Origin of the sequence: Chitinophaga niastensis (assembly GCF_003014755.1) — a bacterium.
Lineage (GTDB): Bacteria > Bacteroidota > Bacteroidia > Chitinophagales > Chitinophagaceae > Chitinophaga > Chitinophaga niastensis.
Genome location: NZ_PYAW01000005.1, coordinates 274634 through 299521 on the forward strand (window position 1 = coordinate 274634; position 24888 = coordinate 299521).

General features: G+C 43.7%; 20 protein-coding genes. 12 read left to right on the forward strand and 8 right to left on the reverse strand.

The window, feature by feature from the left end; genetic code table 11:
• Positions 1–122: 122 nt before the first annotated feature.
• The gene (locus CLV51_RS22160) at positions 123–617 is read right to left on the reverse strand and encodes a DUF1440 domain-containing protein (protein WP_106530279.1); all 495 of its coding nucleotides are present in this window, start codon (positions 615–617) and stop codon (positions 123–125) included.
• 364 nt (positions 618–981) lie between these two features.
• Here CLV51_RS22160 and CLV51_RS29810 point away from each other — a divergent pair, with 364 nt between their 5' ends.
• The 4 genes from CLV51_RS29810 to CLV51_RS22180 all read left to right on the forward strand — a co-directional run bounded on the left by CLV51_RS29810 (position 982) and on the right by CLV51_RS22180 (position 5882).
• The gene (locus tag CLV51_RS29810; RefSeq protein WP_106530280.1) at positions 982–1614 is read left to right on the forward strand and encodes a TetR/AcrR family transcriptional regulator; all 633 of its coding nucleotides are present in this window, start codon (positions 982–984) and stop codon (positions 1612–1614) included.
• Positions 1604–2968 (forward strand): TolC family protein, encoded by a 1365-nt coding sequence (locus CLV51_RS22170; protein WP_106530281.1) that lies wholly within the window; start codon positions 1604–1606, stop codon positions 2966–2968. The genes CLV51_RS29810 and CLV51_RS22170 overlap by 11 nt, the downstream gene beginning before the upstream one ends.
• Positions 2969–2996: 28 nt before the next feature.
• Entirely contained in the window at positions 2997–4127 is a 1131-nt protein-coding gene (locus CLV51_RS22175) for an HlyD family secretion protein (RefSeq protein ID WP_245898887.1), read from the forward strand.
• 174 nt (positions 4128–4301) lie between these two features.
• Positions 4302–5882 (forward strand): DHA2 family efflux MFS transporter permease subunit, encoded by a 1581-nt coding sequence (locus CLV51_RS22180; RefSeq protein ID WP_106530282.1) that lies wholly within the window; start codon positions 4302–4304, stop codon positions 5880–5882.
• Positions 5883–6007: 125 nt separating this feature from the next.
• Here the strand turns inward: CLV51_RS22180 and CLV51_RS22185 are convergent, their stop codons facing one another.
• From CLV51_RS22185 to CLV51_RS22205, 5 genes are all read right to left on the reverse strand, one after another.
• Positions 6008–6466, reverse strand: coding sequence for a GNAT family N-acetyltransferase (locus tag CLV51_RS22185; RefSeq protein ID WP_106530283.1), 459 nt, complete (start codon positions 6464–6466; stop codon positions 6008–6010).
• Positions 6467–6544: 78 nt separating this feature from the next.
• On the reverse strand, positions 6545–7636 hold the full coding sequence (locus CLV51_RS22190; protein ID WP_158267111.1) for a M57 family metalloprotease: 1092 nt from the start codon (positions 7634–7636) through the stop codon (positions 6545–6547).
• 460 nt (positions 7637–8096) lie between these two features.
• The gene (locus tag CLV51_RS22195; RefSeq protein ID WP_106530285.1) at positions 8097–10928 is read right to left on the reverse strand and encodes a TonB-dependent receptor; all 2832 of its coding nucleotides are present in this window, start codon (positions 10926–10928) and stop codon (positions 8097–8099) included.
• A gap of 93 nt (positions 10929–11021) precedes the next feature.
• Positions 11022–11483, reverse strand: a complete 462-nt coding sequence (locus CLV51_RS22200) for an Mpo1 family 2-hydroxy fatty acid dioxygenase (RefSeq protein WP_106530286.1) — start codon at positions 11481–11483, stop codon at positions 11022–11024.
• A gap of 60 nt (positions 11484–11543) precedes the next feature.
• Positions 11544–11741 carry a hypothetical protein gene (locus CLV51_RS22205; protein WP_106530287.1) on the reverse strand — a complete coding sequence of 66 codons (198 nt, stop codon included), beginning with the start codon at positions 11739–11741 and terminating at the stop codon, positions 11544–11546.
• A 224-nt stretch (positions 11742–11965) separates the two neighbouring features.
• Between CLV51_RS22205 and CLV51_RS22210 the strand changes: the two genes are divergently transcribed.
• Entirely contained in the window at positions 11966–12847 is an 882-nt protein-coding gene (locus CLV51_RS22210; RefSeq protein WP_211302086.1) for an NAD(P)-dependent oxidoreductase, read from the forward strand.
• Between the two features lie 9 nt (positions 12848–12856).
• Here the strand turns inward: CLV51_RS22210 and CLV51_RS22215 are convergent, their stop codons facing one another.
• Positions 12857–13297 carry a winged helix-turn-helix transcriptional regulator gene (locus tag CLV51_RS22215; RefSeq protein ID WP_106530288.1) on the reverse strand — a complete coding sequence of 147 codons (441 nt, stop codon included), beginning with the start codon at positions 13295–13297 and terminating at the stop codon, positions 12857–12859.
• A 138-nt stretch (positions 13298–13435) separates the two neighbouring features.
• Here CLV51_RS22215 and CLV51_RS22220 point away from each other — a divergent pair, with 138 nt between their 5' ends.
• The 4 genes from CLV51_RS22220 (at position 13436) to CLV51_RS22240 (ending at position 16079) form a co-directional block, all read left to right on the forward strand.
• Complete coding sequence (locus CLV51_RS22220; protein ID WP_106530289.1) at positions 13436–13825, forward strand: DoxX family protein; 390 nt, start codon at positions 13436–13438, stop codon at positions 13823–13825.
• Between the two features lie 150 nt (positions 13826–13975).
• Entirely contained in the window at positions 13976–14227 is a 252-nt protein-coding gene (locus tag CLV51_RS22225; protein WP_146151352.1) for a hypothetical protein, read from the forward strand.
• A 77-nt stretch (positions 14228–14304) separates the two neighbouring features.
• Complete coding sequence (locus CLV51_RS22230; RefSeq protein ID WP_146151353.1) at positions 14305–15303, forward strand: hypothetical protein; 999 nt, start codon at positions 14305–14307, stop codon at positions 15301–15303.
• Positions 15304–15416: 113 nt separating this feature from the next.
• The gene (locus tag CLV51_RS22240) at positions 15417–16079 is read left to right on the forward strand and encodes a WG repeat-containing protein (protein ID WP_106530292.1); all 663 of its coding nucleotides are present in this window, start codon (positions 15417–15419) and stop codon (positions 16077–16079) included.
• 211 nt (positions 16080–16290) lie between these two features.
• On the opposite strand, the gene CLV51_RS22245 is transcribed toward CLV51_RS22240, so the two are convergent.
• On the reverse strand, positions 16291–18213 hold the full coding sequence (locus CLV51_RS22245) for an SPFH domain-containing protein (RefSeq protein ID WP_106530293.1): 1923 nt from the start codon (positions 18211–18213) through the stop codon (positions 16291–16293).
• Positions 18214–18641: 428 nt separating this feature from the next.
• Between CLV51_RS22245 and CLV51_RS22250 the strand changes: the two genes are divergently transcribed.
• The 3 genes from CLV51_RS22250 (at position 18642) to CLV51_RS22260 (ending at position 24720) form a co-directional block, all read left to right on the forward strand.
• Complete coding sequence (locus tag CLV51_RS22250) at positions 18642–19520, forward strand: ROK family protein (protein ID WP_106530294.1); 879 nt, start codon at positions 18642–18644, stop codon at positions 19518–19520.
• Positions 19521–20041: 521 nt separating this feature from the next.
• Positions 20042–21313: a Gfo/Idh/MocA family oxidoreductase gene (locus CLV51_RS22255; RefSeq protein WP_106530295.1), complete on the forward strand. Its 1272-nt coding sequence runs from the start codon at positions 20042–20044 to the stop codon at positions 21311–21313.
• 35 nt (positions 21314–21348) lie between these two features.
• Positions 21349–24720 (forward strand): 3-keto-alpha-glucoside-1,2-lyase-like domain-containing protein, encoded by a 3372-nt coding sequence (locus tag CLV51_RS22260; protein WP_106530296.1) that lies wholly within the window; start codon positions 21349–21351, stop codon positions 24718–24720.
• Positions 24721–24888: the final 168 nt, after the last annotated feature.

Sequence of the window (24888 nt, forward strand, 5' to 3'; positions counted from 1 at the left end):
TGTCTTTCACTGGAAATATATTAATATAAAGATACGGTTGATAAAACAGGTACAACATCTTGTAATGGTTCGAGATGTGCAGGGGCGGGCCCTGAACAATGAAGCGCCCGCCCTTTTTTATTTCAGCTTTTTATTACATCCCCGCTATTTCCATCTCCATAAAATTTTCTGGCTACCAGTGATAGTGGTAATCCTATCATTACCATCAGTATGCTGATGCCTATAACGGTGTTGGCTATACGATAATGTCTGGGTGGTATATTACTCATCGGAAGGACAAGGAATTCCATTGCACACCAAACAAGTAGCCCGTAAACCAAACCCGTTACTACCGGGTATTTACGGAGGGCAGGCGCCTTTGGATATACCAGGAAAAAGAGCAGGGTAAAAGAAAAGGCGATGATATAATGAAATAAGAGTCCCCACCATGCCATGGCCGGCCCCGCGCTAAACGCAGTTTTTCCAAAAAAACCGCTGGCAACAAATACCAGCACTTTAGTAAAACTTTTATCGCCGGTAGCGATCATAAAGTGGGTACAGGCAGATATGATGTCTAATGTACCGACCAATAAACCGGTAAGGATGACAGTAGGGATAAAGGAACGACGTGGTAACATGTGGTTGTTTTAGTGAAGATAGTAGAATAGCTGTCCTGATAATTTTCACCGGTAAAAACAGCTTTTTCACCGGATATTCCCCCGGGATTCACCTGTATGCCATTGCCGTGCAGAATGAGTGGAAATAGCTTTGCTAACTTATAAATCCCAAAAGCATTTATAAATTATAAAAATTATCCATAAAAACCTAATAATTGATAAGATTTTCGCTTTTCATGTTATGATATTATTAACAATTGTTCAATATTTATTTATAATCAGATACTTATGAGTATTAAAAATAAATATTTAAACAAACACTTAAATAAACGATTGTTTAAATTAAACGTTTGTTTAACTTTGCTGAGTCAAATCTAAAAGGAACATGGAAGAGTATAATGAAAAACAGCTCTCAATAATTATAGTTGCGGAGCGGCTGTTCGCCGATCAGGGCTTTCATGGCACTTCTGTAAGAGACATAGCGCAGGAAGCGGATGTGAACATTGCCATGATATCCTATTACTTCGGTTCTAAGGATAAATTACTGGAATCAGTATTCAGATATAGAATGGAGGCGTCGCGAAAGTTCATCAATGAACTGGTGCAGAATGATACGATGGAGCCCCTTGAGAAAATAAACAGTCTTATAGACAGGTACATCAATAAAATGCTTGGGGAACAACATTTCCACTGCATCATGAACCGGGAACAATTGAATAAGGAGAAGAGCCCGGTGAGAGACCTTATCTGGGAACTGAAGAGAGAGATGTTGGGACTAATGCAGCCAATCGTTACCCGTGCACAGGAAGCAGGGACTTTTGATAAGGAGGTGGATGTAGTGATGCTGATGACCACTTTATTCGGGACTATTAATCAGGCCATACCTGCCCAGTATATACTAAGAAATGATATTGAATTTGAAAACATGAATGACGATGATTTCAAAGAGTATTTAAGAAATAGGTTAAGTACACATTTAAAAAAATTGTTCAAAGCAATCCTAACACATGAATTCTAAAAGCATATACGCACGATTGTATGCGCTTGCATCGGGAATCCTGCTGACCCTTATCCTTCAGACAGCATCCGCACAACAAAGCGTAAAACCGCTTTCGTTAAATGAAGCCATATCGCTGAGTATACAAAACAGCAAACAATTAAGAGTGAGTCACGCAAGAGTGGATGAAGCAAATGCATCAGTTAAAACGGCCTATGAGCGCCAGTTACCTGATGTGAGTATCTCAGGTTCCTATCTGCGTCTTACACAACCCAACATTGATCTGAAGCTGAACACAGGCGGCAGTAACTCAAACCCGGGAAGCAAGAGTGCATTTCCAACCGTTAATTCGGCTGCTTATGGTTCTGCCAATCTATCGGTGCCTATTTTTGCCGGCATGATGATACAGAGCGGAAAAGAATCAGCACGCTACCTCGCACAGGCAGCTAAACTGGATGTAGACAAAGACAGAGAAGACATCATACAAAATACCATTGCTGCCTACAGCAATCTGTATAAGTCGAAAGCTGCGGTATCACTGGTAGAGGAAAACATTAAACAATCTACCCAACGGGTAAATGAGTTTTCTAACAAGGAAAAAAATGGTCTCCTGCCACGTAACGATCTGTTGAAAGCTGAACTGCAACTGTCTAACTACCAACTGGCACTGATGGACGCAGAAAATAATCAGAAGATCGCTAACCTCAACATGGATATCATGCTGGGCTTGCCGGACAATACGTTACTACAGGTAGATACCACTATTTTCAAAGTAGATAATAATATAGATGCCCGCAATGCATCAGAGTTTGAGCAACTGGCTTACCAGAACCGTAAGGATGCTGCCGCCCTCAATGCACGTGAAAGAGCTGCCTATGCAGGTGTGAAAGGCGCCAAGGGAGAATATTATCCGTCTGTTGCTTTGACTGGTGGCTATATCGCGGCCTATATACCAAATGTAATTACCATTACCAATGCAGTGATGGGAGGTGTAGGATTGAAGTATAATTTATCTTCTCTCTGGAAAACAGGATCTAAAGTAGCTGGTGCAAAAGCCCAACTGGCGGAAGTACAGGCCAACGAAGCGAAACTGGTAGATGGTATTCATCTCGATGTTTATCAATCTTACGAAAACTATCTGCTGAGCCATAAAAAAATGGACACTTATATTAAAGCGATAGAACAATCAGAAGAAAATTACCGGATTACGAAGAACAAGCACGATAATAATCTGGCTACCACAACAGATCTGCTGGATGCAGATGTGGCAAACCTGCAGTCGCACCTGAACTACGCTTACGCGAAAGCTGATGCACTGGTTGCTTATAACAAATTGTTACAAGCTGCAGGCTTACTGGATAATAACAACAAATAATTGCAACAAACCAATAAATATCAAAGCTGTGGAAACGCAAACACAAACAAAACCTACTAACAATACAACCATGCAGGAAACTACCGCGCCTAAAAAGAAAAGCAAAGGATTCGTCATAGTACTGGCAGTGCTGGTACTGGGTGGAGGCGCATTTGGTGTTACCAAATATATTCATGGTTTGCATCATGAAGAAACTGACAACGCGCAGATTGATGCAAATGTAAGCCCGGTGATACCACGTGTATCCGGTTATGTGAAAGAAGTAAGAGTGAAAGATAACCAGATAGTGAAAAAAGGAGATACCCTGGTAATCCTGGATGATCGCGACCTGGCCATAAAAGTACAACAGGCACAAAATGCACTGTATGCTGCACAGGCTAACCTGGGCGCCGCAGAAGCTACTACCCAGGCAGCTCAGGCAGGTATCAGTTCTTCACAGGCTAATATCGGAACTATAGATGCACAGATAGAAGCAGCGAAAGTAAACTTGTGGAGAGCCAGTCAGGATTTCGATCGTTATAATAACCTGATCAAGGATCACTCTATTACACAACAGGAATACGAACAGGCATCGGCTGCTAAACAAACAGCAGAACGTCAGCTGGATGTATTGGCTAAACAGAAGGCAGCGGCCAGCCGTCAGACGTCTGTAGTAACCTCTCAGAGTGGCGCTACTTCCAAACAGATCAACGTAGCAAATGCCGGTATCAAACAACGTGAAACAGATGTGGATGATGCTAAACTGAACCAGTCATATGCTGTGATCACTGCACCTGAAAACGGTGTGCTGTCAAAGATCTTCGTACAGCCGGGACAGTTTGTTGCTGCTGGTCAGTCGTTATTCAGCGTGGTACTGGATCAAACCCCATGGGTAGTGGCCAACTTCAAAGAAACGCAGCTGGACAGAATGAAACTGGGACAAAAAGTAACGGTGCATATTGATGCTTATCCTGAAAAAGGTCTGGAAGCAAAAGTAACTTCCTTTGCGCCTGCTACCGGTTCTAAATTCGCATTGTTACCTCCGGATAACGCTTCCGGTAACTTCGTAAAAGTGGTACAACGCTTACCTGTGAAGATTGAATTCGTGGACCCTAACAACGAACTGGTAAAACAGTTACGCCCGGGTATGAACGTACTGGTAGACGTGCACCTTAACTAATCATATACATGAGTAACAACATTGTCCGGAGTTAATAATTGATGGGGATCATGCAATCAACATTCGATAGGCGGAAACCATTAGTATTAAACAGATCATCAACAGTACGGTCATGTTCCGCCATTAATTATTAACTCCGGGTGATGTTGTTTTCATTCAAAATATAAGTGCTGCATGCAACAAGAATCATTGATAGAATACGGCCCGCGCAGGGTGATCATCACGATCACCGCTATATTCTGCGCTTTGCTGGAAATAGTGGATACCACTATCGTGAATGTGGCGTTGAATGATATGCGTGGTAATATGGGTGCTACGCTCAGTGAAATTGGATGGGTGATCACCGCATATGCCATCGGTAACGTAATCATTGTACCGATGACCAGTTGGTTATCCCAACAGTTTGGTCGTCGTAACTATTTTGCGGCGTCTATTATCATCTTCACCGTCGCCTCCTTCCTTTGCGGTAACGCAACCACGATGCCGGAACTGATTTTATTCCGCTTTATACAAGGTTTAGGTGGAGGAGCATTGCTGGTAACCTCTCAAACAATTATCACAGAAAGCTATCCTCCGGAAAAACGTGGTACCGCCCAGGCCATCTATGGTTTAGGGGTAATCATAGGTCCTACGTTAGGCCCTCCGTTAGGTGGTTTTATTACAGATAACTACTCCTGGCCTTACATCTTCTACATTAATATACCCATCGGCGTTATAGCCACCCTGCTTACATTGCAGTTTGTGCGTAGCCCGAAATATGGAGAAAAGAGATCAATGAGTGAAATTGATTTTCTGGGTATCGGACTCCTGGCTGTAATGGTAGGCTGTTTACAGTTTGTGCTGGAACGCGGACAGGAAGATGACTGGTTTAATGACCCCACCATTACTGCATTAACCGTAACCAGTGTACTCAGTTTATTCTTTTTTATATGGAGGGAGCTTACGTATAAGAATCCCATTGTGGAACTGAGAGTGCTCAAAAACGGGAACCTGCGGGTGGGAACCATTTTATCCTTTATTATGGGCTTCGGATTGTACGGCTCTACTTTCATCATACCCCTGTATACGCAGGGCTCACTGGGATGGACCGCTACACAATCAGGTATGCTCATGATTCCGGCAGCACTCACCACGGCATTTATGATGCCTATCATTGGTAAAATGCTGGAAAGAGGAATTCCTCAGCAATATCTTGTGGCTGCAGGTATGGCACTTTTCTTTGCCTTTTGTTTCTGGGGATATAAAATAATAACACCGGCTGATACCGGCTCTGATGCCTTCTTCTGGATGCTGATCGTGCGTGGGATAGGTATGGGTTTACTTTTCATTCCAATCACCACTTTATCGCTTTCCTCTTTAAAAGGACAGCAGATCGGGCAGGGGGCAGCCTTTACGGGTATGATGCGTCAGTTGGGAGGTTCTTTTGGAGTGGCTTTGATCACTACATTTATGGCCCGCCGGAACATGGTACACCGCAACGACCTGGTGTCTAAGCTGGATACCAATAACCCGGATGTTATTAACCGCGTAAACGGTCTGGCACATAGTTTTGGCGCCAAAGGTATGGACCCCGCCACCGCCCTTAATAGCGGCTACAAAGTACTGGATTACAGTATTGCCAAACAGGCAGCGGTATTGTCCTATATGGATGTATTTCTGTACCTGGGACTGATGTTCCTGATCTGTGTACCATTTGTATTGATGGTAAAAGGAAATAAAAAAGCAGCTAAACTGGATCCGTCTGCCATGCACTAACGGAGAAAGTTTTTACTATAAAAATATTGTTGCAATAACAGTGTAACAGTTGTAGGTTTAGGTAAATAAGCCCCGATTTTAATCGGGGCTTTGTTTTGCCCGTATTTTTTATGGAGATAATACATCTAACTGGATGCAACCACCTTTTTAAAACATACACTTTCTGTTACACCAACATACTGGCCATAATTTCGAATGATGTCGTAACCATTTTTGAGATATAATGCAATAGCTTCCGGCAGCATTTTTCCTGTTTCCAGTATACAATAGGAAACGTGTAATTCGGCCGCCCATAATTCCAGCGCTTTCAATATTGTCGTAGCAATACCTTTTCCACGAAATGCCGGCGCTACAAACATCCTTTTTATCTCCATACCATCTGTCTCATATGCTTTAATGGCGCCACAACCGGCAGGAACACCGTCTACATATGCTACTATGCTGTGTTTAATATTATCCAGTTTATTGAACTGTTCATAAAAGGACTGATCCTCTCCATTGCGTTTGGCCAATAGTTTGTCCAGTTCCATTACCAGTGATCTGAAGTCAGTATTGTTTGCGTCGGTTCGTATGATGTTGATCATTTTCCCTTGTTTTACTATGAAAGTAGTAAAACAAGGGAAGTATTTAACACCTCAGTTTTGCTCCGGCATGTGATTTCATTACCAGTTCACAGTAGTGGGAGGGAATGAAATGACTAAATCGCCTCTGTAATTCTGAAACCCGATCCTATAAATGGAGGTATTAGCACTGTTAACGACCGTATTTATTTCAATTACCTGGATGAATTGTGTTGACCAGCCTACGCCTATGAGGTTAGAGAAGCGGGGAGGTAAAATGCTGGAATGTTGTAAAATATTCCCCGCATTATCAAGGCGGTCAACCAGTACCCTGTACCAGAAATTATTTTTTGGGTCTACCCTTAAGCAGAGTTTTTTTACATTGGGCCGGTCTCTTCTCGGATCCGGGTTTGCAGGTTCTATGATAGTTTTGAAGAAAAAAGTTGGCTGAATATTGTCCGGATACATTTGTAGCACGGCCAGTGTATCGCCTGCATCAAAATTGATAATATTAACGCCTGCATAGGGAGTATTCATTATGGAAGTGGGATCATCTGGTATGGTACCATGTAAGAGATTACCACCAAATACCTGCTGGCCGCACATACCGGTACCGTTAACCGGCTCACCGGTGGAGTACATGTTGGAGTGCCGCATCCCCAGTGTGTGTCCGATTTCATGGCGCATAACGGTTATTTTCCCGTCAAAAGTTGTTGGAGGACCATCTGCATTGATAGAAATAAAATCACCGATACCATCATTTACCGGAAATTTGGAAGAAGCATAAACAATTGGATTTGAAATGAATCCACAGGCGGGTATAGCAGGAGAATTATCCGGGTAAAATACAATATTGGCCTGGCTCGCTGATGATACCGGCTGAAAAGTAACAGCGCAATTAGGTATATTGGTCCAGTCCTGTGTGGCGGTATTAATAGCACTAATCCAGTCAGCACCGCCGGTAATATTGTTCATCGCCGGATCAATAAAGTATTTGATATTGGCAGTATTATTCCATGCAAGCACACCGGTGACGTCTGTTGCATATTGTTCTGTATGCGGGGTATTATTGTTTGCCCTGGATTTATTGATGGCAGCATAAATAGTTTTCTTATCAATGATAAGATCATTTTCTACTAAATAGTAATCTCCGATTATTTTTACATTACTGGTATCCAGTTTCGTGCATAACAAAAAATTGGCTACTTCTACAGGAAGTTTTTTATTGTTTCCGTTTTTTGAAGCATTATCATCGGAGTAGTTTTTTTCTGACAGGCGGTTAAAAATATGGCTGATAGCAGTAACAGATAAATAGTTTTCATTTCATTCAATTTAGGAGTTAAAAATCTGATGTCTTGAAAAGTAGTTCCGGGAGAGATAGTAATGATAGAAAATTAAGTAATGCCTTGTTTGATTTTTTACGGGGAACTATTCTTGTGTTTAAAGAAAAGGGGAGCTTTTATATATTTCCGCATGATGTGGTTTCTTAGGGATAATGTCTGCCATGGCTTGTTTGCAGGGCGAAAGGATTTAAAGCTTAAAACATTTAATATCTCGCTATGATCTTATCTAGCTGTCGGATTACTTCATAAAATAAAAACGTCACAAGGAATTCATATTAGCATGAATTCCTTGTGACGTTATAATGAAACTATTAAAAATTCAGCGCCACTTTTGTAAACAACCTGACACCGTTAAAGCCCATCTGTACTGCATCCCAGGGACCGCCGGTTTCGCCATCAAAAGCAGACAGTTTTGCTCCTGGTACATAGCCCAGATCAGGATGCACATTAAAAATATTATCCGCTCCCAGGAACCAGCTAACGTGGGAAGAAAAGCGGAAGCTTGCATATAGGTCTGTTACCATTTTACCATTGTAATTAAATTGTTCCGGTACTGCTGTACCATCTTTATCCAGGGCTACCTGTGGGTTAATGCCGGTACCTCCCAGATCGCCCAGGAAGCCATAGCCGAGCAATACAATTTTTCCGAAGTAGTTAAGATGGGTACCGATACTGAACTTCCTGATACCATATTCAAGATTCAATGCCAGCTTGGCTGGTGGGGCAGAGGCCAATACAAATTTCTGTTCCCTGTCGCTGAAAAATTCTCCCCTGTGCACGTAGCTGTCGTTTAATTTATCGGGCACATTTATTTTGTCAATCTTCATGTGTTGAATATTTCCGGTAAATAAGGCACGGAAATGCTGATCAGCCCATTTTTTGTTGTAGTCAATAACAATGTCAATGCCTGTATTGGTAGTGTTTACAGCATTTGCAAAGAACTGCGCATTATCAATCCCCAGGTCTTTGAGTGCTTTCACAAATGCTGAATCGAGGGTGTGGTCGGTTTGGTTGAACTGGCCGGATAATACAATCCTGTCTTTTACTCTTACGAAATAGCCATCCAGTGTGATCGTTAGTTCTGATAATGGTTTCCAGGAAAAGCCCAGGCTGGCATTGATCGATTTTTCCTGCTTCAGTGCGGGTATACCGGCAGATTGTGTAATAGGATTGCCGTTGGGGGCAATTTTTACTTCTGTTATGCGGCCGCCCTGTACATTGGTAAACTGTGAACTGTAATTAATCTGTTGCAGGGACGGTGCGCGATAACCGGTACTAACGGAGCCGCGTATATTAAAATGCGGGGCTACCTTGTAACGTGCTGCCAGCTTATAGTTGCTGGTGAAACCAAAATCATTGTAATTTTCTGCGCGGATAGCTGCACCCAGCAGAAATTTGGTAGTGATATCCCATTCTGCATCTACATAACCGGCTATATTGGAACGGGTGGCGTTGACCACATCACCGGGCTGAAAGCCAGGAAACCCCTGTGCACCACGGGCCTTTTGCACGCTGGTATCATGGTTGTAGTTCTGCCAGGAAGCGTTTTCACCTGCATAAATTTTGTAGTTCTCATAACGGTATTCTGCCCCCAGTGCCAGGTTGAATCCGGCTCCCATGTGCGGAATTTCTTTCGTGAAAGTGAGGTTGGTAGTATTCTGCAAAAAGGAAAAGCCGCCATCATTAAAATGAGTAGGGGTAGCTGCTCCCATTGTTGCATTGAAAGTTTTATCTCCAAAAAAATGAAAGTCATTTTTACCTGTTGTATTACTGAAGTCCCATTTCCAGTCATTACCGGCATTACCTTTTACACCAGCTGCCAGTGAGAAGTCCTGTATATGTGTTTGTATATGCGGGTCAAATGTTGTATCGGCCGGATTTCCCGGTGTGGGAATACTTTTCATGATGTTCGGATAAAAGAGGAGGTTGCCGGCAGCATCTGTTGGAAAACGATCAGGGTGACTACTGGAGAGTGGATTGTAGCCATGAAAAGTTCTCGTATAGGCGAAAGCGTCAGACGATTTATAGTTGTAGCCACCAAAAGCATAGATCGTAGTAGTGCTGCTACCTACAGGCACTTCCATATTTATCATACCGCCACCGGTGGTAACAGAACCATCGCCGTGGGCGCGTCTGCCGGCATTGATCGGCAAGCCATTTGTATGTGTGAGGTCAGTATCTGACACCTGCCGGAATGTTTTTCCCTGTTTCAGGAAGTTACCGGAGAAGTTAATAAACCCGCCGTGTTTGCCCAGTGGGAGCCCGTAATTGGCTCCAACAGTAACGGTGTTACCGTCTATAGGATTTGCGTATTCATACTGCTTTAAATCACGCTTAAAATAAGTATTGTATTTATGATCGTAGTAACCGGCATAGCCGGTGGTAATATTCAGGTGATTGATATCTTTTTTCAGGATGATATTGATTACCCCCGCGATGGCATCAGAGCCGTATTGTGCAGAGGCACCGTCGCGGAGGATTTCCACTCGGTCTATCGATGATTCCGGAATGGCATTTAAATCAGTACCGGAATTACCACGCCCCCTGGTGCCGAATACCGCTACAAAGGCTGTTTGGTGGCGTCTTTTGCCATTAACGAGCACCAGTGTCTGATCGGGTCCCAGTCCTCTTAATGTGGCCAGGTCAATCTGATCGGCGCCATCACTACCACTTTGTTTATTGTAATTAAAAGATGGAGCGGCCGCGTTGAGCAGCGATGTTAACTCCATATTAGCAGTAGGTAGCCCTGCCTGATTTACACTGATTACATCAACGGGTACGGGAGTTTCCGTTTTGGCCCGCCCGCCGCCACGGGTACCTACGGATACAATAGGACCAAGTTCGGCCACCAATGATACCAGTTGGACATTGATCTGCGTTCGTCCATTCACGTTTTGTTGCTGGGGAGTGTAGCCGATGGAACTGAATTCCAGGACATCACTGGCAGCAGCATCCAGTGTGAAAATGCCGGCAGCATTGGTTTGTGTGCCCTTAGCAGCGGATTTAACATGTACCGTAACACCTTCCAGGGACGCGCCTGTACCGGCATCTGTTACTTTACCACTGATTTTTTGAGTTTGAGCAAAAGAGTAAGAAACACACAGCAACATACTTGCGAGACAAGGTAGAAGTTTGAGGTTCATATGCAGGCATTTTCCTGAATTTAATCAAAAAAACCGGAGATTTAAAGCAAATCTCCGGTTAATTATTTCTACCTGATATTATAGCATTGTATATTATAGGCGTATACCGGCTTTCTTATAAATAAAGCTCATGAGCCAGGCCGGTCCTATGAGCAAAAATTGCAGGTCTTTAAAGAAAGATGGTTTTGCACCTTCTATTTTATGTCCTATAAATTGTCCTATCCAGGCCAGCACAAAAATAACCAGGGCTACTTCCCATACTACCAGTCCTGATGCGGCTATCAGCCGCCATAGCCACAAACATAATATGCCGATCAGCAACATGCCGGCTGCCAGTGAAGGAGAGAGCCGGGCATAATAAATAATGAGCAGCAGCAAAGCAATGTGTGCTACTGTAAGCGTAAGATTAAATCCTTTCACCGGCAGCTGTATGGCATATAAAAAGCCAACTATGCTGAAGAAGATAGCAGGTACACATACCCAGTGAATCAGTTTATTGGTATGGTTACGGTGGCTGCTGCCGTATTCATCCAGCCATTGTTGGATTGTTCTCATCGTGGAAGCGGTTTAAGGTGTTATTAAATATAATTTATTTGCCGCTAATTATTACTTTCTTCATTTCCGCAGCAACTGTTCATATGTTTTTTTATGCTTTTTATTTTGACCAGTGGGGTGATAAAACGATAATGCTTCCGCATCAGTGAGCTGGTATATGTAATAACGGGCACCTGTGGTACGGCTACCGGATAAGTTTTGCTGTGCCTGGGCTACAAAACATAATAAGCACAGCAATAGAATAATGTTGCGTTTCAAGATATAAGGATTATGGAAGGAAGATAGGGAAAAGAGGGGAATATAAAAAGCCCTGCCATGATAAGTATGGCAGGGCTTTCCGGTATTTAAACATCTATCATTATGACAAGCTTTTACAACAGCGTTAATGGATATACGAAGAATCGCACACCACGGTTTTTAATGTTGTTGTAAGTCGGTTGAAAATAATAGATTTGAATTATAAATCACTAATAAATAACATCATGGAAACCATTGGATTTATTGGCACTGGTCATCTTGGCTATCCTATTGCTGCAAACCTTCTTAAGGCAGGTTATGGGGTAAAGATTTATAACCGTACCCGCGAAAAGGCGTTGCCATTGGAGCAGCTGGGAGCTGTTTTGGTAAACAGTCCGGAAGAAACAGCTGTGAAAGGAGGGATTGTACTGAGCCTGGTAGCAGACGATAAGGCTGTGGAAGCCATTGCCACAGCTGCATTGTTGGAGGCGTTGGGGCAGGGCGGTATACATGTGTCTATGAGCACTATTTCTCCGGATACATCAAGGGCATTGGCTGCACAGCACTTGCAACAGGGAGTACAATATGTAACGGCACCTGTATTTGCGCGACCAGAAGCGGCCGAAGCCAAAGTTGGTAATGCAGTTATCTCTGGTAATACTGCTGCTAAAGAAAGGATTAAACCCTTATTGCAGGCAGGTTTTGCTAAGCATGTTTTTGATTTGGGAGAAGATGCAGGTAGCGCAAATGTGCTGAAACTTATTGGCAACTTTATGATAGCGGGTGCTATTGAACTGATGGCAGAATCTTTTGCGCTGGCAGAGAAGAATAAGGTCGACCCACGTGTGGCGTATGAAATGTTGACGACTATTTTATTTCCTGGTCCTATTTTCAGCAACTATGGTGCGATGATCCTCGACAGGCAATTTACGGGCAATCCTTCTTTTAGTGCAGCCCTTGGTTTGAAAGACATGGACCTGGTATTACAAACTGCCCGCAGATCTTATACACCGATGCCGCTGGCTAACCTGGTGCAATCCAGGCTTACCACACTATTGGCAAAAGATATAAAGGATGCCGACTGGATAGCATTGGCCAGCGGAGCTTTGGAAGATGCAGGCTTATAATATCAACAGCTATCTTGCTATGGCGAGAACAGCCGCTTTTTTAATTGGTTTGACTGCTATAGTGGTTTTTTCAGGTATTGCGGCGGCTGTTTCTTTTTTCGCTGCTTCTTTAAGATGTAATATTCCCCAATCGGAGATATGCCTTAACATGGCTACCATTGATAACCCCAATGGAGTGAGCTCGTATTCCACACGGGGCGGCACTTCCGGGTATATAACACGTTTAACCAGGTTGTCGTTTTCCAATTCCCGTAACTGCAATACCAATACCCGTTCTGAGATGCCTTCAATAGCTTTTTTCAATTCATTATAGCGTAACTTGGTATCCTGCAGACGCCACAGGATACTGGCCTTCCAGCGTCCACTGATTAATGACAATGTATGAGCAATTCCGCAATCAATATGCAGTTTTCTTTCGTTAAGGGCATTGGTGGAGTTCTCTTTTCGCATACTGTCATTTTTATCTTTCCATCATAAAGATAAGCAATTGACACACTATTATATAGGATAGCGCTTTCCTTAAGGTAACTCTGGTGCCGGACAACATAAATGGCCTTAGGTTTGTTGTATTACAAAAAACTATTAACCATGAAAATTCTTGCACTATTGGGTAGAATACTCTTCTCCCTCATTTTCATTTTTTCCGGACTTAACCATATAACAGGTGCTGGCGCTGATTACGCAGCTAAAGCAGGTGTGCCTGCTGCTGGCTTTTTGGTGCCCTTCGCGGGCTTGCTGGCGTTGGTCGGCGGCCTGAGTGTTTTGCTGGGCTATAAAGTGAAATATGGGGCCTGGCTGATCGTTATTTTTCTGATACCGGTTTCGATAGCGATGCATAACTTCTGGGCAATGAAAGATCCTATGGTAGCCCAAATGCAGATGGCGATGTTTATGAAGAACGTTTCTATCCTCGGCGGCGCTTTATTGCTCGCTTATTTTGGAGCAGGACCTTATAGTATAGATAACGGTAAAGGATAACTTTTTTCGGAAAGCTACCAGGAAAAGAATTACGAATATCGAATATCAAATGACGGATATACGCGAATGCCGCCCGGATCCGCCATTTGCTACTCCCTATTCGTAGTTTTTTTTTATTTTTCAGCTTTATTAACCGAATGTGAGTTGTTTATGCATAAAAACCTGTTGCCCTTTTATTGGTTGCTTGGCCTGATAATAGCTTGTGATGCCCCCGTTGTAGTAGATAAGGCCAATATCACTCATATAGAAAAAATAGAGCGGGAAACAGACGTACTCCCCCAAACACTGAAAAAAGAAGGGAGTGACAATGCCTTAACCGGGAATAGGGTAGAGGAAAAAATAGTGCTCAGTATTTTAAGTTTTAATGGGAGCCCGATTACTAAATATTTTTTATACCGATGATAGCAAAACGTTTGACCATAGCAGCATTGCTCCTTATAGGTTTTAATGCCTGCACTCCTAAAAAACCTTCTGCTAAAATGCTTGAATTCTTAGCAGCATTTGATGGCAAAACAATGGCAGAGGCCAGGGAAATTCTCAGCAACCATGATCAGGAGATAGCTCATTACATTGATTTTCTGAAAGCTTTTAAAGAGGAAGCACCTAAAAGCTATAAAGCTGATGAAGAGAAATTTGATGAACCCTATACTTTACCATCGCCGGAATCAGTAAAAGCAAAATATACCGCATATTTTGCAGCAATAGGCTTTAAACAGCAGGTGGTGTATCCTAATTTCTTAGTTGTCGTGGAGGATACCAGGAGAAGAAGTGATGGATTAGGCGATTTGGAAGTGCCAGGATTTGAAACAGAAAAGATATTCTTTCACGATGGTAGTAGTGACAATAAAAAGTATTTGCTGGATGGTGCCACTAAAATAGTGGCTATTAAAACAGCCGACAGCATTTTAACCAATGTAAACTATAGTTATACCACCAAAATGGTGAAAGTAACCCTGGATAAAAGTAACAGGAGCCAAACTTATAAAGGTGCTGAAATAAAGATTGTTAAGCTGGATGATAACCGGGTAAAGTTAATGATGCGTGATAGTGCTTACCAAAACTATCTGTATGTAGAGGCATTAAATAAAGATGGTAAACCACTTGACTATAGCAGCAGAACCAGTAGCGCTATGGAATCAGCAGATTTTAAAGAGATATTAAATGATTACAGTAAAGCCTTGAAAAATTTAATCAAACAATTTGATAAAGGCGTGTATAAAGACATTGCATCGCTGAAAAAGGCCATTGCTGCCCAGATATCTGATAAGTCCCCTTTTGACGACACTACATCCGGATTTACGGAAAACTATTATCACGGTAATATAGACAAGGTGAACGTTTATTTATCCGATGGCCGTAATAAAATAAAACAGCAAACGGTGCTTCAAAATATCGAACCCAATTACACTGGTTATACGTTGACGCAGGATGAAAAAACAAGTGCTTTGGACTTAAAGATATCACAGGTAAATACGTAATACCTGCTACCTATAAGGATTTAGAGCAAATAAGCCCTTTCTTTTTTTTCAGTAATAATAATGAAGGCTACGAGTTTTATCGACTGGATACCGCCGCTAAAAAGCTGGAGAAAATGAACTACATGGTGTTGCCGTTTAATAATAACCTAGTTACAGTGCAGAACGGTAAAGAAGGAAAGCAAGGAGTAATGGATGCCAGCGGTAAATTGATCATCCCCATGGAATTTGACGGTGTCAGGTATGATAAAAACGTACACCTGATCCTCGCCTTTAAAACAGGCAACGATGAAGCAATACAGGGTTTAACATCTTTCTTTGATATCAATGGTCATCTGATCATGCCTGCGCAATATTATGTATTTGATGAGTTTACTGATGGACTGCTGTTGGTAAAGGACAAGGCCCATAAAAATTATTTCATCGATAGCAAAGGCAAAGTGGTGATTGATGCATCCCAATACTATGATGTTAAGAATTTTTCTGACGGGTTAGCCTTGGTAGGAAATAAAGAACGTAAGTATGGCTTCATCAATAATAAAGGTGTTTTAGTTATTCCCTTTATTTATAACACAGCTTATCCTTTTAATTTAGGTATCACTATGGTGTGCAGGGACAATGGAAATAATACTGAATCAGCACTGATTAACACCCAAAATGCAGTGGTGGTGCCATTTAAGGAATCTCACGCATACTCAGAAAGAGGGGAGGGTATAGAAAAGATCTGGACCATGCAGGGAAAAGATTATGATGCGTGGGGGAAACCAAAATTAAAGTGAAGATTTTGCGGATATTGTCTTACCCAGGATTAAGCTGATTATACTGATTACCCTGATTCTTTTTTAGGATTTTGAAAGATTCAAAAAGATTATCGAAGATCGGAGCGGACATTATTCGCTTTAATCTTCGATAATCTTTTTATAATCAGGGTAAAAATCAGGGTAATCAGTATAATCAGCTTAATCCTGGGTAAGACAATACCCGCTAAAATCACTGCCCTTCCTGCGGTTTCTTATCTGCTTCATTTTTCTTCGCCACCTCTTCCAGCAGTTTCAGTCCCAATAACCCGCTGATAGGGCCGTTGGCGCCGTCGCCACCACTGATGAGTACATCCGGCATGATGCGTATGTGTTGTGCACCTATGGCTTCCATTACTTTCAGTTGTGTGAAGTTGTTACCACCCATGGCTTCCACAGCGAGTTTGTAAGATTCTGCACTGGATTGACCAATAGCCAGGATCTTTTCTGCTTCTGCTCTACCGGTGATAGCAATTTTTTCTGCATCTGCTTTTGCAATCCATTCGGTACGTTCCGCCTCTGCTTTTGCGAGGAGCCTTACTTTTTCTGCTTCACCACCTGCCAGTAATTTCATACGATCACTTTCTGCATTGGCCTGTAAACGTACGCTGTTAGCATCACCTGTGGCTTTCTTTACAGAAGCATCAGCATGTCTTTCGGCAATCCATACACCCTGATCGGCTTTCACTATTTCTTTCTGCATTTCTGCAATGGCGGTTTCTTTTTCGAGTGACTGACGTGTTTCCTGCGCCAGTCTTTCCGTATCGTAAGTGATTTTCTGTTCTTCTGCAATCTTACGGTCGGTCAGTGTTTTCATCAGTGTTTCCGGTGGTACGATATCCCCGATCAGGGTATCTACACCAATTACATTGTACTGATCAAGTACCTGTCCGATATGTTCTTTTGCAGATGATTGTCTTTCTTTACGACTGGTCAGGAAGCTGATCACATCAGAGCCCTGGGCTGAGTTACGGAAGTAGTTACCGATAGTCGGTTCCAATACCTGTGTTACCAGGTTGATCATGTTACCGAAGCGGGCTATTACTTTAGGCGCCTCGTTGGTAGGGATATGAATGATCTGTGCCACGTCGAGGTTAAAGGTAAAACCATCGCGGCTTCTCACGGTAATAGTAGAGAGGTTTTTATCCAGCTGGTGCGCTTCACTTCTGGCAGAGGCCCAGTTGAGTACGAGGTTGGTAGTGGGTACCAGCTCTACTTTCATGATGTAGGGATTCACCGGGTATTTACCCGGACCTAACGGTTCCGACCACACGCCTTTGGTGCCTTTGGCTACGATGTTGCCATGTTTAAATTCTGCACCACTGATGTCTACTCCATCGCTGCCCACAAAGGAGATGACTACGCCTACGTGACCAATGGCGATTTCCGTCATCTTTACCATTTCCAGTTTAGCAAACCAGGGGTTTACAAAGTAAGAACCTGCGAGGATCACCTGTTCCTGTAATCCTTTGTAGCCGCCTTTTTCCAGGAAGGCATCCACATCCTGGAAGTTGTTGTGTGCTGCAATGGTTTTACCTGCAATGGAGCCTGTTTCGATGGCTTGTCCTTCCAGTGTAGTAACAATGCCTACCGCATTATCAGGGATCGATAACATATCTGTCATTTCCACCTCAAACAGAAAGGTGTTGATACGATAAGAACCGGGTGTGATGATAGCTGTTTGCCTGCCTTTGCGGCCACCATTTTGCAGGAATGCAACAGCATCCTGGAAAGAATCGCAGGGTACCTTACGCGCCAGGATGGAGCCGGTTTCCAGCTCTGCGCCATCTTTTGCCAGTACGAGTCCCAGTTTACCGGTAGGGATAATAGTAAAGGGTTGAAATGTAACGCTGTATTGCCACATCCATTTGGCGAAATATACACCGGGCGCCAGTGTTTGCGCCTGGAAACCCGCTTCGCCGCCGGTGGCCAGGATGCGCCCTTCGGGGAGTTCCTGTTTGCCGAAGAGTACAAATTTTTTGGTAACAAGACCAATACGGTCTTCCGGTACTATGACTACGCCAAAGCATATACGTAGAATTACTTTGTACAGAAGAAGGCATAGCAAGGGGATGCCAATGAGCAAAGCCCATTTAAGAACAATTGAATTTTCCATGTTGGGTTGAATTTACATTAGTTGTTTAGGTTAGATACCGGACAATACTGCGTATAACATCGCTGCTGACGGACAGGTCAGTTCAGGGGTAAAATGTGGCAATACTATTCAGGAAAATGGGGGAGAAGTATTATAATTAGTAGCAATAAAAGCTGTAAGGTTGTTGCCGGAGCAATTGTCAGATTCCATTTGAAAAATGAATTACGATGTAAAAGTGATGATTATTTTTCATCTGTCAAAATAATTGTGAAGAGATATTTTTCTCCGAAAACAGGTGCTGGCTTTTAATTTTTAGAAAAAGAGCCTATATTGAGTGTCAATTTACCTTTTTTACTCTGCTAAAACGATTTTTCTGAGGAATAATCAACCAAATAATTTTTATATTTGTAGAGCTTAAACGATTTAGCAACATTCTATCTTGAATTTTTATGAAAAGTTCCACGGCATTAGGAATTGATATTGGCGGCTCACATATCACAGCGGCATTGGTAAATCTGGGAACAAGGACTATAATAGCAGGTTCATGGAACCGTACCCGCATTAACTCTCAGGGCGAAGCAACAGCCATTATTGATGCCTGGGCAGCTGTTATCAGCAGCGTATTTGCTACCGCTCCGGCGGGCATCAAACATATTGGTATTGGTATGCCGGGCCCTTTTAATTATGAAGAAGGGATCAGCCTGATGAAGGATCAGCATAAATACGATGCGCTGTATAACCTGAATGTGAAAACCTTACTGGCGGCCAAACTGGGCATTGAACCGGAACAGATTCGCTTTATCAATGACGCGGGCTGCTTTTTACAGGGCGAAGTATTCAGTGGCGCAGGACGAAATTATGGGCGCGTTATTGGACTTACGCTGGGAACCGGCCTTGGCTCTGCTTCCTATCATGATGGAGTAGCCCACGATGCCAACCGCTGGTGTGCTCCCTTCAAAGACGGCATCGCAGAAGATTACCTGTCTACCCGCTGGTTTGTAAATCGCTACCACGAACTAAGCGGCGAAGCTATCCCGGATGTAAAAGCATTAACAGAACGTATATCCGTTGACGATAGGATACAACAAATATTTAATGAATTTGCCATCAACCTGGCAGCTTTCCTGACAGACTTTGTACATGCAGAAAGACCGGAAGCCATTGTAATTGGCGGCAACATCGCCAACGCATCTGAACTCTTTTTCCCACTGCTGAAAACAACACTGGAGCAACAACATATTCAAATTCCCATTTTCACCGCCACCCTCGGCGAAACGGCAGCCATTATCGGTGCTGCGAGTTTATGGCACTCGTTGCAGGAGGTGTAGATTATCTTTCTCAGGATTAGGCTGATTATGCTGATTATCCTGATTTTATTTTTTTGATTATAAAAAGATTAGCGAAGATCAGAGCGGGTATTGTCTGAACTATGATTTTTATGATTAGTATGATTATCCTGATGAGCGAAGATAATCGCGTATATCTTCAAGATAAGCAATATAACACCCATCATGGTAATCCATTCAATCCTAAAAATCCTGGTTCAGACAATACCCGCTCTGATCTTCGCTAATCAGGATTATCATACTAATCATAAAAATCACAGTTCAGACTCTCCCCTGACATTTTCCCACAAGAACTATTCTTTTTCAAATTCAATTGTAACGGCCCGCAATCCCCATATTTCTGAAGCCATTTACCGCTTATCAATAATGTAGAGGTGTGCTTGCATATCACGATGTTAGATTATATCTTACCAGTCCGACGACCAGGATCTAATAAGACAGTGAATATATTATTATACAGTGAACTAACGTCTATCTATACACGCATTCAATTAAACTAGAATATGGCAAAACAAAACAGCGATTCAAGGCGGAAATTTCTCAGAAATTCCCTGGGAGCGCTGGCTGCTTTTACTATTGTACCCAGGCATGTACTGGGGCGTGGTTATCTGGCACCCAGCGATCAGCTTACTAAAGCCGTAATAGGCACTGGCGGTATGGGACGTGGTCATTTTGGCTATGCGGGCACCCGTGTGGTAGCGATCTGTGATGTGGACCGTAGTCACCTGAAACTGGCCATGGACCAGCTTGGCGACAAAGGCGTAAAAACGTTTAGTGATTACCGTGAGGTGATCACCCTGCCGGAAGTAGACATTGTGCACGTGGCTACACCACCGCACTGGCACGGGATCATTGCCGCTGATGCTGCCCGCGCAGGAAAAGATATCTGGTGTGAAAAACCTATGACCGCCACTATCGGCGAAGGTAAACGCCTGGTAGAAGCCGTACAGCAGCACGGACGGATTTTCCGCCTGAATACCTGGTTCCGCTTTGAAGACCGGTTTTATGGAATGGGTACTACCGTGAAACCTATCAAAAAACTGGTAGACAGCGGCTTGTTAGGATGGCCACTCAAAGTAACGGTGAGCAAACATACCGGGTTCGACTGGAAATTTTACTGGGTAGGTAAAACTAACCTGGAAGCAATGCCGGTACCTAAAGAATTGGATTACGATATGTGGCTGGGACCTGCACCCTATCGCCCTTACAACCCGCACCGTGTACACCAGACCTTCCGTGGCTACTGGGATTACGATGGCGGCGGATTAGGCGATATGGGACAACATTACCTGGACCCTATCCAGTATTTCCTGGGTAAGGATGATACCAGTCCTGTTAGTGTAGAAGTAGATGCACCACAACAACACCCGGATGCAGTAGGTACCTGGAGAAGGATCACGTACACCTATGCAGATGGTTGCCAGATCATTCTGGATGGAGATGGTGCCGATGAAAAAGCAGCATATATAGAAGGCCCCAAAGGCAAGCTGTATCCTGGTTTTCGCTCAGATATACAAGATCTGGAAAAGAAACTGGCTGCCTTCCCGGACCCTGCACCACAGCAAACAGATTTTGTAGATGCTGTGAAAAACCGTAAGAAATTTGCACTCAACGAAGAAAATGGTCATCGTTCTGCCACCCTGGTTAATATGGGTAAAATTGCCTTGCGCCTGAACCGCTCTTTGAAATTTGATCCGGTGAAACAGGAATTTATTGATGATGCAGGCGCCAATGGCCTGATATATCAGCCTATGCGTGGGCCATGGACAATCTAATGCAGCCGTAATCAGAACACTCAAGTAATTGAACTATGAAAAAGATATTACACTTACTCATTGCATTGCTGGTTGGCTGGAGTAGCCTGGCTTCCGCACAGGGACCATCAGATCAGCGTGCATTCAATACCAAAATAGCCGATGTGCTGGCGCTGATGCCAGCCCCCAATAAAACGCAGTTTAACACTAATATGGAGGCGATTGCGGCCCTTGGGGAAGAAGGTCTTGCTACGATAGCAGGTATGCTGGCTGCGCCCGGGAAAGGGGATAATACGCAGCTGCAATATGCTATTGGCGGATATGCCTTTTATGTAACGCAACCCGGTAAGGAAGCTGCCCGCAAACAGGCTATAGCAGCACTTTGTAAGGCATTGCCTAAAACCGCTGATCCGGAAAATAAAGTATTTCTGATCACGCAACTGCAAACAGTGGGTGATAATAATGCAGTAGGAACACTACAGCCTTATTTATCAGACAACCGTTTATGTGATCCTGCCGCACGTGCGCTGGTGAAGATAAATACCCCTGCTGCTCAGCAGGTTTTATTACAGGCACTTTCTACTGCTACAGGTAATAACCGCATTACCCTGGTAGAAGCGTTGGGTGATAGCCGTTATGCTGCCGCTGCTGCTGTAATTGCGCCGCTGGCCACTAACGCTGATCAAAAGCTGGCAAAGGTATCCCTGTATTCACTGGCACAGATCGGGTCTCCTGCATCTGCACCGGTACTGGCGGGTGCTGCTGCTAAAAGCAACTATACTTACGAGGTAACAGATGCTACTGCATCCTACCTGTATTATGCCGCTACACTGGCTGCCAACGGTAACAAAGCCGCGGCAGAGCAGATAGTGGAAACACTGCTGAAACAAACTAAAACAGATGCACAGGTGCATACCCGCACGGCTGCGCTGAAACTGCTGACAGATATTCGTGGTGAAAAAAATATTGCTTTGCTCACAGCAGCGGTAGATGATAAAAATGCTGAATACCGCGATGCTGCATTAAAATTTGCAGGCAAGTATGCTATTGCCACCAACGCATTATGGTTAAAGAAACTCGCTACTGCTAATAATGCAGGTAAAGCTGCTATCATGGGTATGTTGGGAGATAATAAAGTAACCGCAGCATTGCCTGCGATACAAAAATTATTAACCGACAAGGATGAAGCGGTGAAGCTGGCAGCTATCAAGGCAGCCGGACAAGCTGGTGGTGCTGCTGCATTACCTGTGTTGCTTAGTACTATGAAAACAGGCAATACAGCTACTGTTGAAGCAGTTCAACAGGCACTGCTTATTATGCCGGGTACTGAAGTGGCGGAGCAATCCGGCGCTGCATTGTCTGCTATGCCGGCGCCCGCACAAGCTGCGCTCCTGGCCGTGCTGTCTGCCCGCAAAGCGGATAGTCGCGTTAACGACGTATTGTCTTTAACCAACAGTACAGATACCAACGTGCGCAATGCTGCCATCGGCGCTTTAAAAGATGTAGCTACCAAAGGAAATCTACCTGCCTTGTTTACCTTGTTAAACAATGCTACAGATGCTACTGATATCAGCAACATCCAGACAGCGCTCATCAACGCAGGCGCTACCAGCGACGAAGTACTGGCACAGATGAAGCAGGTGGCTACGGATAAACAATCCCGCTACCTGGCGGTACTGGCAGGTATTGGTGAATCAACGGCATTGTTGCCGGTAACAACAGCGTTTAATAACGGAGACGCCACTACGAAAAAAGCAGCTGTTGCCGCTTTGTCGAATTGGAAAGATGCCAGTGCTGCACCGGCTTTATTACAGATCGCCAGAGACAATGCCAATAGTGCTTATCGTGAAGCGGCACTGACAGGTTATGTGAATCTTATCAGGAAGTCCGGTTTTCCTGCCGAGCAGCAACTGCTCATGTTGCGTAACGCCATGGAGTTGGCTACCACCGCAACTTTACAGAAAGATATACTGGAAGGAGTAGCACGTTGTAAAATATTACCTGCTTTGTTATTCGCTGGTAACTACCTGGACAATGCACCGGTGCAGCAAGCTGCAGCGAATGCTGTAATGAACATTGCGCTTGCCGATAAAACATATAATGGCGCTACCGTCCGCGCATTGCTAGAGAAAACAGCACAGGTGCTGAAAGGACAGGATGCAGATTATCAACGTCAGTCGATCCGCAAGTACCTCACAGAGATGCCTGCCGGCGAGGGTTACGTTGCCCTCTTTAATGGTAAAGACCTGAGTGGCTGGAAAGGATTGGTAGAAAATCCTGTTGCCCGTGGCAAAATGGATGCTAAAACGCTGAACAAAGCGCAGCAGAAAGCTGATGAAAATATGCGCAAAGGCTGGTCCGTGAAAGACGGATTGTTGGTGTTCGGCGGTGCAGGCGATAATCTCTGTACAGAAAAAAAATATGCTGATTTTGAAATGTTGGTAGATTGGAAGATAACTTCCCAGGGAGATGCCGGTATTTACCTCCGTGGCTCCCCGCAGGTACAGATCTGGGATACTTCCCGCACAGATGTAGGTGCGCAGGTAGGCTCCGGTGGCTTGTACAACAACCAGCAACATGAAAGCAAACCACTGAAACTGGCAGATAATGCCATCGGTGAATGGAATCACTTCCGCATTCTCATGCAAGGCGATCATGTAACGGTGTATCTCAATGGTGTACTGGTAACAGATAACACCATCCTGGAAAACTACTGGGATCGTGGTTTGCCTATCTTCCCGGAAGAACAGATAGAGCTGCAGGCACATGGTACTTACGTGGCTTACCGCGATTTGTATATCAAAGAAATTCCCCGTCCAAAACCATTCACTTTAAGTGAAGCAGAGAAAAAAGAGGGGTACAAAATCCTGTTCGATGGCACTAATATGCACGAATGGACAGGTAATACGAAAGACTATGTAATTGATGAGGGCAACCTGGTGATCTATCCTACTAATGGTGGTCACGGTAACCTCTATACGAAAAACGAGTATAAGAATTTTACTTTCCGCTTTGAATTTCAACTCACTCCCGGTGCCAATAATGGCCTTGGTGTGCGTGCTCCGCTGGAAGGTGATGCCGCCTATGTTGGTATGGAATTACAGATCCTGGATAGCGAAGCGGATATCTACAAAGACCTGCACGACTACCAATACCATGGCTCTGTATATGGTGTTATTCCTGCTAAACGCGGCTTCCTGAAGCCTGTTGGCGAATGGAATGTAGAAGAAGCTATTGTAGATGGCACCCATATCAAAATTACGCTGAACGGCACTGTTATCCTGGACGGTGATATTGCTGATGCCCGTAAAAATGGCACCATCGATCATAAGGAACATCCTGGTTTGAAAAATGAAACCGGTCATATTGGTTTCCTCGGCCATGGTTCTATTGTACGATTCAGAGATATCAGGGTGAAGACATTGTAATGTGAGTATGTATGAAAATAGAGAAAACCGTCCCGGCGAAAGCAGGGGCGGTTTTTTTTGTGTAAATTTTACTACCGGCTTTACAACATACATACTGAAATAGTATAAATCGAATTTGATGATTTATAATTACAATTAAAGTTGTAATAGCTGTTTTCCTTTTTTTTG

Bases quoted from the DNA above. Each gene is read 5' to 3' on its own strand.
- CLV51_RS22180 (WP_106530282.1), top strand. From the start codon at position 4,302: ATGCAACAAGAATCATTGATAGAATACGGCCCGCGCAGGGTGATCATC.
- CLV51_RS22255 (WP_106530295.1), top strand. From the start codon at position 20,042: ATGGCAAAACAAAACAGCGATTCAAGGCGGAAATTTCTCAGAAATTCC.
- CLV51_RS22170 (WP_106530281.1), top strand. From the start codon at position 1,604: ATGAATTCTAAAAGCATATACGCACGATTGTATGCGCTTGCATCGGGA.
- CLV51_RS22185 (WP_106530283.1), bottom strand. From the start codon at position 6,466: ATGATCAACATCATACGAACCGACGCAAACAATACTGACTTCAGATCA.
- CLV51_RS29810 (WP_106530280.1), top strand. From the start codon at position 982: ATGGAAGAGTATAATGAAAAACAGCTCTCAATAATTATAGTTGCGGAG.
- CLV51_RS22230 (WP_146151353.1), top strand. From the start codon at position 14,305: ATGCTTGAATTCTTAGCAGCATTTGATGGCAAAACAATGGCAGAGGCC.
- CLV51_RS22195 (WP_106530285.1), bottom strand. From the start codon at position 10,928: ATGAACCTCAAACTTCTACCTTGTCTCGCAAGTATGTTGCTGTGTGTT.
- CLV51_RS22210 (WP_211302086.1), top strand. From the start codon at position 11,966: ATGGAAACCATTGGATTTATTGGCACTGGTCATCTTGGCTATCCTATT.
- CLV51_RS22245 (WP_106530293.1), bottom strand. From the start codon at position 18,213: ATGGAAAATTCAATTGTTCTTAAATGGGCTTTGCTCATTGGCATCCCC.
- CLV51_RS22220 (WP_106530289.1), top strand. From the start codon at position 13,436: ATGAAAATTCTTGCACTATTGGGTAGAATACTCTTCTCCCTCATTTTC.
- CLV51_RS22260 (WP_106530296.1), top strand. From the start codon at position 21,349: ATGAAAAAGATATTACACTTACTCATTGCATTGCTGGTTGGCTGGAGT.
- CLV51_RS22225 (WP_146151352.1), top strand. From the start codon at position 13,976: ATGCATAAAAACCTGTTGCCCTTTTATTGGTTGCTTGGCCTGATAATA.
- CLV51_RS22250 (WP_106530294.1), top strand. From the start codon at position 18,642: ATGAAAAGTTCCACGGCATTAGGAATTGATATTGGCGGCTCACATATC.
- CLV51_RS22200 (WP_106530286.1), bottom strand. From the start codon at position 11,483: ATGAGAACAATCCAACAATGGCTGGATGAATACGGCAGCAGCCACCGT.
- CLV51_RS22240 (WP_106530292.1), top strand. From the start codon at position 15,417: ATGAACTACATGGTGTTGCCGTTTAATAATAACCTAGTTACAGTGCAG.
- CLV51_RS22215 (WP_106530288.1), bottom strand. From the start codon at position 13,297: ATGCGAAAAGAGAACTCCACCAATGCCCTTAACGAAAGAAAACTGCAT.
- CLV51_RS22160 (WP_106530279.1), bottom strand. From the start codon at position 617: ATGTTACCACGTCGTTCCTTTATCCCTACTGTCATCCTTACCGGTTTA.